Origin of the sequence: Klebsiella sp. C283 (genome assembly GCF_048822555.1) — a bacterium.
Taxonomy (GTDB): domain Bacteria; phylum Pseudomonadota; class Gammaproteobacteria; order Enterobacterales; family Enterobacteriaceae; genus Klebsiella; species Klebsiella quasipneumoniae.
Map to the genome: position 1 here is coordinate 17,208 of NZ_JBMEZS010000019.1, position 9,448 is coordinate 26,655.

At 56.4% G+C, this 9,448-nt stretch carries 10 protein-coding genes; all 10 read left to right on the forward strand.

Annotated features, from left to right (window positions below; translation table 11 throughout):
* The first annotated feature begins 8 nt into the window (after positions 1–8).
* Positions 9–1,424, forward strand: coding sequence for an anti-CBASS protein Acb1 family protein (locus ACOI7Z_RS25265; protein ID WP_420702468.1), 1,416 nt, complete (start codon positions 9–11; stop codon positions 1,422–1,424).
* Positions 1,421–2,242, forward strand: coding sequence for a hypothetical protein (locus tag ACOI7Z_RS25270; RefSeq protein ID WP_420702469.1), 822 nt, complete (start codon positions 1,421–1,423; stop codon positions 2,240–2,242). The genes ACOI7Z_RS25265 and ACOI7Z_RS25270 overlap by 4 nt, the downstream gene beginning before the upstream one ends.
* A gap of 12 nt (positions 2,243–2,254) precedes the next feature.
* Positions 2,255–3,796 carry an NUDIX hydrolase gene (locus ACOI7Z_RS25275; protein ID WP_420702470.1) on the forward strand — a complete coding sequence of 514 codons (1,542 nt, stop codon included), beginning with the start codon at positions 2,255–2,257 and terminating at the stop codon, positions 3,794–3,796.
* Between the two features lie 15 nt (positions 3,797–3,811).
* Complete coding sequence (locus ACOI7Z_RS25280) at positions 3,812–4,672, forward strand: hypothetical protein (RefSeq protein WP_264976250.1); 861 nt, start codon at positions 3,812–3,814, stop codon at positions 4,670–4,672.
* 13 nt (positions 4,673–4,685) lie between these two features.
* A complete protein-coding gene (locus ACOI7Z_RS25285) occupies positions 4,686–5,717 on the forward strand; it encodes a DUF2184 domain-containing protein (RefSeq protein WP_420702471.1) in 1,032 nt (343 codons plus the stop codon).
* A 71-nt stretch (positions 5,718–5,788) separates the two neighbouring features.
* Positions 5,789–6,271, forward strand: coding sequence for a hypothetical protein (locus ACOI7Z_RS25290; RefSeq protein WP_017898838.1), 483 nt, complete (start codon positions 5,789–5,791; stop codon positions 6,269–6,271).
* Positions 6,268–6,696: a hypothetical protein gene (locus ACOI7Z_RS25295; protein ID WP_023283949.1), complete on the forward strand. Its 429-nt coding sequence runs from the start codon at positions 6,268–6,270 to the stop codon at positions 6,694–6,696. The genes ACOI7Z_RS25290 and ACOI7Z_RS25295 overlap by 4 nt, the downstream gene beginning before the upstream one ends.
* Positions 6,693–7,127: a hypothetical protein gene (locus ACOI7Z_RS25300; RefSeq protein WP_114504940.1), complete on the forward strand. Its 435-nt coding sequence runs from the start codon at positions 6,693–6,695 to the stop codon at positions 7,125–7,127. Before ACOI7Z_RS25295 ends, ACOI7Z_RS25300 begins: the two co-directional genes overlap by 4 nt.
* On the forward strand, positions 7,111–8,049 hold the full coding sequence (locus ACOI7Z_RS25305; RefSeq protein WP_231539366.1) for a hypothetical protein: 939 nt from the start codon (positions 7,111–7,113) through the stop codon (positions 8,047–8,049). The genes ACOI7Z_RS25300 and ACOI7Z_RS25305 overlap by 17 nt, the downstream gene beginning before the upstream one ends.
* A 4-nt stretch (positions 8,050–8,053) precedes the next feature.
* A complete protein-coding gene (locus ACOI7Z_RS25310) occupies positions 8,054–9,448 on the forward strand; it encodes a hypothetical protein (protein WP_420702472.1) in 1,395 nt (464 codons plus the stop codon).

The following is a 9,448-nucleotide window of genomic DNA, read 5'->3' on the forward strand; positions in this document are numbered from 1 at the left end:
GAAAACCAATGAACGAAGATGATATCGCAATCGGCAGTTGCTCGCCGGAGCTGATCACGCTCCTGGACAGCGATGACATTCAGCCGGGTATGTCGGCTGGTTATCAGACCTGCAAAACGATTTACCTCTTCCACCCGTTGGGCGGGAAAATGGTGGATCGCCCGATCAAGATGGCGATGAACGAATCGCGCACCGTTCACATTTCGCAGGCGTATGGCATTGAGCAGCGTCTCCGCGATGCATTTGAGCGGGAGTGGAAAGCGCTGGGCGCCGATAAGCACATCGCTAATGCGGCGCGCATCTCTCGCATTTACGGTGTTTCGGCGATCGCAATGCTGGTTGATAACCAGGAGCCGTCCACGGCAGTGGACTACAGCACGCTGTATAAGCACAACGTGACATTCAACATTCTCGACCCGCTGAACACCGCGGGGAGCATCGTTCTTAACCAGGACCCGAATGCGCAGGACTTTCAGAAGGTCGACGGGATCAGAGTGGCGGGCAAGCCGTATCACAAATCCCGCTGGGTTGTGCAACAGAACGAGGACCCGATTTATCTGGCCTATAACTCTGCTGCCTTTGGCTTTACCGGTCGCAGCGTTTACCAGCGCGCACTGTTCCCGCTGAAATCCTTCATCCAGACCATGCGCACCGACGACATGGTTTCCGTGAAGGGTGGCTTGCTGGTAACGAAGATTCAGGGACCGAGCTCAGTCGTTAACAACATGATGCAGAAGCTCAGCGGCATCAAACGAATGATGCTGAAGCGAGGAAAGACTGGCGAAGTCCTGCAGATCGGCGCAAATGACAGCATCGAATCCATCGACCTGAGCAACCTGGAAAAGCCGCTCGACTCCTCCCGCAATCACATTCTGGAGAACATCGCGGCGGCAGCTGACATGCCGGCTATCATTCTGAACTCGGAAACATTCGCCCAGGGCTTCGGAGAGGGGACGGAAGACGCTCGATCGGTTGCAGTATACATCGACAACATCCGCGAGTGGCTTGATCCGCTGTATGACTATTTCATCCGTATTTGCCAGTATCGCGCCTGGAGCATTGAGTTTTTCAATTCTCTGCGTGCTGACTTCCCGGAGCTTAAAAACACGTACAGCCTGTATTTCTCCTCATGGATTAACAACTTCGAATATCGCTGGCCGTCATCCATGAAGGAGCCGGAAAGCGAAAAAGTGAAGGTCGACGAAATCCGCTTTAAGGCGATCGTCAGCATGCTGGAAGTGCTGCTTCCGCAGGTCAACACGGATGATGAGAACCGCGCTCTACTTATCGAGTGGGCGCAGACCAACGCGAACGCTAACGAAAGCCTGTTCCCGCAGCGGCTCGATCTCGATATCGACTCTTTAAAGGCTAATCGGCCTGAACAGCCACGGGATGAAGAGCCCGGCGGCGGGATGATGCTATGAAGACTTTCACGCGCACCGTACGTGAGGCGGTGAAGTTCTTTCTGCGCAATGGCTACACCTCGCGGCAGGAGCTGGAGCAATGGCAGGCCATTATCCGACAGGCAGCCGAAAGCGAAACTGATGACGACTACATGAGTATGGTGTCCGATAGGTTGCGTAAGGCCTATGACCTGCAGGTGAGCAAGGCTGGAGCGCTGGAGCGCCACAAGGGGCTTTCACGCTTCACGCTGAACTACATGGAGCCGAAGTTACGCAGCGAGCTGGATCGCCGCATCCTGGCCAGCGCTGACCTGATAAAGCTGAATCGCAAGAAAGCCATCGACACTACTCTGTCGCGGTTTAGCGGATGGGCCAGCAGCATTCCCTCAGCAGACAGCATTGCGCTGACCGGCATTCAGGGAACGATGCGGGAGACGGCGGAGCACATTCAGAAGGCCGCCGAGAAGGTGGACTATGAAGCGCGCCGCGTGATGATTGACCAGAGCCATAAGCTGATCGCCAATATCGACAATATCATCGCGACGGGCAACAACGCGATTGCTGCCGAGTGGCATAGCCACTGGCGCCAGCCAGGGTACGACTACCGGGAAGATCACAAGGAGAGGGACAAACTGGTCTATCTCATCCGCGGAAACTGGGCGCAGAAAAATGGCTATGTCAAAGCTGGCCCTGCCGGCTATCTCGACGAAATCACACAGCCTGGGGAAGAGGTTTTCTGTCGGTGCTACGTCACCTATCTCTACAACCTCCGCAGCATTCCCGAGGACATGCTGACCCAGAAGGGCCGCAAGTTCCTGGAGTCCATGAAAGCAGCATAGGAGCATTAACACGTGGCTATTTTTGGCAGCGGGATAATGTTCCGTCAGGGGAAGTTCGTCTTCCTGATCCAGCGCTCGGATGATGGCACATGGTGCCAGCCGGGCGGGACGATAGAGCCGGGAGAGTTAGCCATAGACGCCGCGCGGCGCGAGGTGCTGGAGGAAACAGGCTTTCAGTACGATGGCCCGCTGACGCCGCACAGCGTACATGGTGACTACCTTACCTACCGCGCCGACGTGCCGGAGCAATTCGAAGCGAAGTTAAACGACGAATCGATGGCCGCCGGATGGTTCCATATTGACGATCTGCCAAAGCCGCTTCATCAGCCATTCGCTGAAATGCTGGCGCAGCAGGCGCTCAACGAAACCGACGTGGCCGCGCTCATCGCTGACGGAACGCTCAGCAGCCCGCAATATTTTTACAACATGTGGATGTTCGCCATCCGGGTGACCGGAACAGGGGTTACCTGGCGATCTGCAGATCAGGAGATGACGTTCCGTAACCCGGACGACTATCTAACCCCTGAATTTCTCCAGCGGGTAGCTGGCGTTCCACTTATCTGGCTTCACCCCGAAAAAAGAACACTTGATAGCGACGAGTTCTCAAAGCGCGTTATTGGCACCCTGACAAATGCCTGGGTTGCCGATAAGGGCGAAGTGTGGGCCGTTGCGCGTGTGTACGACGCCGAAGCTGCTGAAATTATGGCAACAAGGCAATTAAGCACCTCGCCAACTGTGAAGTTCTCAGAGGTTGCTCAATCAATCATTGTCGACGGTCAGCCTCTACTGGTGGAGCCATCCCCCGAGCTGCTCGACCACGTTGCAATTTGTGAACAGGGCGTATGGGACAAGCTCCTTAACCCCACCGGTGTTAAATCTGATTCCATTCCCAAAGAGGCTGAAAATATGGATAAGGAAGAACTCGTAGCGCTCATTAACCAGACGCTCGATGCACGCATGGCTAAGGCTGATTCAGAAGCAGCAGACCTGAAAGCCAAAGCCGACGCGGAAGAAAAAGCCGCGAAGGAAAAAGCTGATGCTGAAGCCAAAGAAAAGGCAGATGCCGAAGAGGCTGAGAAAATGGCAAAAGAAAAAGCCGACTCTCAAATCCTCCAGGAAATTGCTGAGCTTCGCTCCCGCATTCCTACCGAACTGAGCGACGAAGAGCGCAACGAAGTTGCAGAAGCGCAGGTGAAAGCCGATAGCGTCTTCTCCAGCTTTGGCAAACGCGCCCCGATCCCGCTGTCCGGTGAAAAACCGATGGCGTATCGCCGCCGCCTGATGATCCAACTGCAGGAGCACTCGCCGGACTACAAAGCCGTCGATCTCTCTGCCATCGCTGATTCTCAGCTGCTGAGCACTGCCGAAAAGCATATCTACGCTGATGCGCAGAAGGCAGCCAGCCTGTCAGTTGGTCCCGGCATGTTGCGCGAGATTAAGCGCAAGGATGCTACCGGTCGCGAGATCAGCACCTTTGAAGGCGATCCCGCCGTCACCTGGGCGCCGTTCCAGTCTGGCAAGCGTCAGGTCACCAGTTTTAACAACCAGGCTTAACGGGAGCTCTGAAGCATGGCTAATTTATCTCTTAACCCGATGGCGACCACGAATGCCGCTGGTTCCTTCGGTGTGCAGTCTGATGGCTTCATTCAGGGCGTTGCTCTGGATGACCCGGCAAACCGCTTTAACCTGGCGTCCGGCACTGTCGCCGCCACCGAAACCAAACCGCTGTGGGGTGGCCTGCCGGTTGCCGAGTTGCTGCCCGGCGTGAACTCCAGCCCTCGCGGGTCGACTATTCGTCGCGCTGTGTCACTGGCCGAGCTCGAAGGCTTCACCGTCTTCAACCAGGCCCACAACGGGCTTACCACTCCGCAATCACCGGTTCCGCTGTATGCGTCCGGCATGAGCGTTTCATTCTATCGCCTTGGATCCAACATGCGCGTTCCGCTGAAAGCTTCAGCGCAGGTGGTCGCGCTGGGAACTGCTGGCGCATCAGTGAAAACGCCGCTGGCGTGGGACTTCGTCAACAACCAGGTGACCACCGCAGCTGCTGCGGCTTTTGCCGGTGCTGACATTGACACGACCGCTGTTACCTACTCGAACGGCGTGGCCACCGCCACCACTGCCTCTGCGCATGGTCTGACTGCTGGCCAGTACGTGAAGATCAGCGGCGTAGCTCCGGCTGCCTATAACGGCACCGTCGTTGTGCTGAGCGTACCGAGTACGACAACCTTCACCTATGCGCCTGCCAGCGCGCCGGGCGGATCCGCGACCACGCAGGGCACTATCGGCGCAGTGGCTCAGGCAGACATCACCCTGCCGGTGAAAGTCATCTCCATCGAGAGTGGGAACTCTAAAACTGTCAGCTATGACAGCGCTACGGGCTTCCTTACCTGGAACAACACCGACAGCTGCGCGCTGGTCTTACTTTAATCGGGAGCTTTAAATGGCTGCAATTACCCCCAGCTACACCATCGTCAACCCGTCGTATATTGCGCCGGAGTTGATCATTGGTTACCAGCAGGCGTCCGGTGCGTTCGAAACCATCGCCAGCGGTAACCCGCAAGTCCGCCTTGGCGTAGGCGACCAGTACGTTTATATGCGCCGCCTGGATATCCGCACCCAGGTGACCTCAAGCCAGTCCGGCAACGCCAACCAGCTGCCGAGCGTGGCGCTCGAGGCGCGCATGATCTCCACTCCAACCTACCTGTTCCGCTGCCGTGGTATCTACGATCACCACGACACCGCGGCGGCCGGTAACTGGAACGTGGCACTGCCAGAAGCTCAGCGTCTCGGCATGCGTCAGGGCATCTTCCAGCAGTTGCGTTCTGCTCTGCTGTACGGCATGAACCCGGCAGGCGGCGAAGGTCTGCTGAACACCGCAGGCGCGACCACCGAAACCCTGCCGGCGGATAGCAGCGGCAATACCACTGTGCTGACCTATGACCACGGACAGATGGCGGTCTATCTGCTGGGCCATGTGCAGGCCGCGCTGACCCGCACCATGCAACTTGGTCGCCAGCAGCGTGTCGTTATCCTCGGGCCGCAGCGTGTGCTGGGCGCGATGGAGATTCAGCAGATCGTTCAGCTGACCTCTTATCAGCGTCCTGGCGGCGGTACTGATACCGTCGGCGGAACTGTTAAAGAGGTTCTGCGTGGTGCGAATGTCCAGGTTGACTGGGTATACGACGACACGCTGATCGGCGCCGGTGCCGGCGGTACTGACGCGGTGGTTATTACCATCCCGGAAGTGGAAGTGCCTATGGTCAACTCCACCGTGAACACCAACGAATTCGCCAAACTTAGCCCGTCTCTGGCGGCGAACGCCCTGATGCTCACCGACATGGTGGCACCGATGGAAATCCCGACACCAATCCCCGGGGGCGCTATCGACGTACTGTCAGAAATGCGCTCTACCGCTGGCTGGGCAGTCCGTCCGGAAGCTATCACCATCCTGTCGATGGCATACAGCTCCTAAAACGCGAAATTGAGAAGTGCTTAAGCCTCTGCATGGTTCGCTGTGCAGGGGCTTTTTTACGAGGGTAAACAATGAAACTGTACATCGCCAACACTACCAAGCAGCGCCACATCTTCACTTTCCGCCAGCTGGAAACCGGGCGTCTCCGCCAGATCCCAATTGAGCACGGCTCACAGATGCAGGTCCTGGATGGCTCGACCGAAGAAGTCGAAGCGGTTATTCAGCATCATCAGGTTTACGGCCTGGTTGACTCAACCAAAATCGACCAGAGCCAGGCATTTGTCGGCCTGTGCTACAGCATCAACAAACCCGTTTCCGCCAGCGTTATTGAGAAAACCATTCGCGATAACGATGGCCATCTGACCCGCGGAGCTCATAACCGCCGGCAGGCATCCGTCGCCGCACTGGATAACACACTGCGCGAAAGTGGTATCGGCTACGAGGGTGACATGGAATTCAGCGCAGAGCAGGCCAAGGGGCGCGATGACCATTCTGACGATCCAACCATCAACGAAAAAATTGTCACGCCGAAAGCCGGGAGCAAGAAGAAATGACCACCAGTCTGTCGGGATTCATCGAATTCGTTCGATCTGATATGGGCATCACCCCCGACCAGGTTCCCGACGACTCGCCGTCTTTTTCTCTCGCCTATGGCGGCGCCGTTGAATGGGTTAACCCGGACATCGCGTGCGTTATGCCGAACATGTACAGCATCGCGGTTTATAACCTTGGGGCGTCGTTTCTCATCAATTACGGGACAGAGGCTGTGTTTGCTGAGTTCCGTAAACAGTATGGGCTGAATGACTTCAAGGCCGGGGTTATTACGGGCGCCGGGGATAACTCTACCAGCGCACAGCGCCTGGTTCCGGACTTCTTCAAAGACCTGTCGCTGGCAGACCTGCAGATGCTCCAGGACCCGTGGGGGCGTCGCTACCTGATGATCGCCCAGCAGTTCGGGAGTCTGTGGGGCTTGTCATGATCACCTTTCATCTGGGCGTTATCGATATCCCCTACGAGGACGAAGACACCACGACGGGGAGCGTAGCGGAAGAGCTGGAAGCGAGGTATCAGATTATGCAGACGTTCTTTGACCGCTACGGCAATGACATTGCTGACCTGATGAGCAAAGACATCGCGCTATCGCTCGAAAACATGTTCGCAGGCGTACCGCCGGCAAAAGACCCGCTCGCTGAGTCAATGTCTAAAGTGCACGATCTGTTTGTTGGCTTCCTTGACAATTGCGAGATGAATGGCCTTCCTGGTGTGCCGACGCGCCGCGCGCTTGAGGGAATATCGAAGCGCTTTAAGAATAAAAAAGGACCACCTCGCCCATCGTTCATTGACACAGGAAAATACCAGGCAACTATGCGAGCCTGGGTAAGCGGGGTGCTGAATGCCTTCCCTGAGTGAGTTACAGAACGCCAAAACCGAGCTTAACGCAACCCTGACACAGGGGCTGGATGATCTGAGCCGGTTTCAGGTGGTCACGTTCACGAAGTACATCAGAAATGTGCTTCCGCTCGATGGCTTCGTGTTCTGGGTGAAAGCCTCGGTCCTGTCTGACGATCCGAACAATGAGCCGGATACGGTGGATGTGAAGGGCTATCTGCACCTGACGACAGAAACCATTCAGGACGACGAGCAGCTGTACGATCGCAACGTGGTGACGTTCACCGCGCAGGCGGACATCGACCCGTTTAATGACATCGGGTCAGAGGTGCTGTACATCGGCGAGTTTTTTGGCGTGCAGTTCTCGTTCTCCAGGCGTACCGGGCTGAATGAGCCCGCGAACCTGTACCACTACACCGGGGAGGCTATTTTCCCGCACATGCGGTCGCAGATCATCAACTCTGCGGATGACATAGACCTCTCTGACGTGGTGGTGTCGAGCTCGTTGCCGATCTGGCTGGCCCTGAATCAGTACATGCCGATGTTCCCGGCGATGCTCTCAACGCAGAACCTTTCTCCGCCCTATGCGACAGTGAAATGCAGTAACACGTCACCGATCGCCGGCGCGTTCTATCTGGACGAGAAGCAAAACCAGTATCAGCTGGTATCGGAAGATGTGACGCTTTCGGTCACCGGCCTGCGCAACGCAAGCATTGAAGACTTTGTGCGGTATGTGCAGGACTACACGACCGGCGATGCCCCGGAGATGGGGATCATGAATATTCCCGTCGTGCAGGATGAGCGAGTCACTCAGAACGAGCTCAACATCATCGCCATGCGTAAGACCATAAAATTCAAAATCAATTATTACCAGCAACGGATGCGTAACTTAGCGCGCCAGCTGATCACGTCTGCAATTCCGTCCATTGACCCGGAGAAATAAGTAAATGGCAATTGTTAATATTAACGTGTCGGTGACGAATCCGCCGAAGCCCTCGCAGTTGTTAAAGTCCGGGGCGATGATTTCTATGGGCGGCACGACGCTGAATGCCGGTGAATATCAGCTGCTGACCAGTGAAACCGACCTGGCCGACATCCTTGCACCGGCGAAAACCATCTCGACGCTCACCTGGGCTACTGGCGTGGTAACGGTCACGCTGGCTGCCGCTCATGGATGGACTAACGGATCACAGGTCCCGGTGATTATCTCCGGAGCGACTCCGGCGGGGTGCAATGGCGCCTATACCGCTACGGTGACAGGTACCAACACCTTCACCTATCCGCTGACGACCAACCCAGGCACCGCAACGGCAATGGGTACGGTAAAAACGGTAGTTCAGACCGAAATTTCCCAGATGAATACCTCGTTCTGGGCCCAGGGTAAAACGCGGGCTGTTTATGTGCTGGAACTGGGTGATGTGGACATGGAGGCAGCTGTCGCAGCGCTGACAACCTTCATCGCTGAAGACGTCGCCCTGGGCAACACCTACCAGAATTTTTTCTCCTATCTGGTGCCGCGCGAATGGGATTCGGTCGATGAATTTAAAACCCTGACCCGGCTTTATACCTCGCCGGGCAGCCTGGTTTACTTCTTTGTCACCACAACGATCGCGACCTATCAGGATTGGGTCGCGACGAAAAACAAAACTGTCTTTGCCGGCGTCGAGGCTCCGGATATTCCGGCGAGCGAGTTTTCCATGGCCGGCCCGTTCCAGTCGTCCCTGGCAAACGACCCGGGGTCGAGCAACATGGTGCCGCCGATGTCGTACCGCTTTATGTACGGCCTGACTGAGTACCCGCTGGAAGGCAACAGCGCACTGCTGAAATCGCTTCAGGACAGCAACATCAACTACATCGGCACCGGCGCCGAAGGTGGACTCAGCAATAAAGTGCTGTTCACCGGCCGCATGCTCGATGGTAACCCGTTCAACTACTGGTATTCGGTGGCGTGGACGGCGATCAACCTTGAGCTCGACCTGGCGAATGAAATCATCAACGGCTCCAACACGACCGTTAACCCGCTGTACTACGAGCAGAAGGGCATTGACCGCCTGCAGCGTCGTGCTCTGAAAACCTTGCGTAATGGCATCAGCTACGGGCTGATCCTCGGTCGCGTCATTGACACGCAACTGACGCAGGAAGATTTCAACACCGAGTATGACAAAGGCACTTACGCCGGCAACGCCGTGATCAACGCCGTGCCGTTCAGTAACTACAACAGCCTGAACCCCTCCGATTACCAGGAAGGCAAATATAACGGGCTGAGCGCCGTCATGACGCCGCGCCGCGGCTTCGAATCCATCACGTTTAACGTGAACGTAACGAACTTTGTAGGGGCGTAA

Coding starts and splice junctions, on each gene's coding strand:
- ACOI7Z_RS25305 (WP_231539366.1), top strand. CDS start 7,111: ATGCCTTCCCTGAGTGAGTTACAGAACGCCAAAACCGAGCTTAACGCA.
- ACOI7Z_RS25295 (WP_023283949.1), top strand. CDS start 6,268: ATGACCACCAGTCTGTCGGGATTCATCGAATTCGTTCGATCTGATATG.
- ACOI7Z_RS25300 (WP_114504940.1), top strand. CDS start 6,693: ATGATCACCTTTCATCTGGGCGTTATCGATATCCCCTACGAGGACGAA.
- ACOI7Z_RS25270 (WP_420702469.1), top strand. CDS start 1,421: ATGAAGACTTTCACGCGCACCGTACGTGAGGCGGTGAAGTTCTTTCTG.
- ACOI7Z_RS25285 (WP_420702471.1), top strand. CDS start 4,686: ATGGCTGCAATTACCCCCAGCTACACCATCGTCAACCCGTCGTATATT.
- ACOI7Z_RS25290 (WP_017898838.1), top strand. CDS start 5,789: ATGAAACTGTACATCGCCAACACTACCAAGCAGCGCCACATCTTCACT.
- ACOI7Z_RS25310 (WP_420702472.1), top strand. CDS start 8,054: ATGGCAATTGTTAATATTAACGTGTCGGTGACGAATCCGCCGAAGCCC.
- ACOI7Z_RS25265 (WP_420702468.1), top strand. CDS start 9: ATGAACGAAGATGATATCGCAATCGGCAGTTGCTCGCCGGAGCTGATC.
- ACOI7Z_RS25280 (WP_264976250.1), top strand. CDS start 3,812: ATGGCTAATTTATCTCTTAACCCGATGGCGACCACGAATGCCGCTGGT.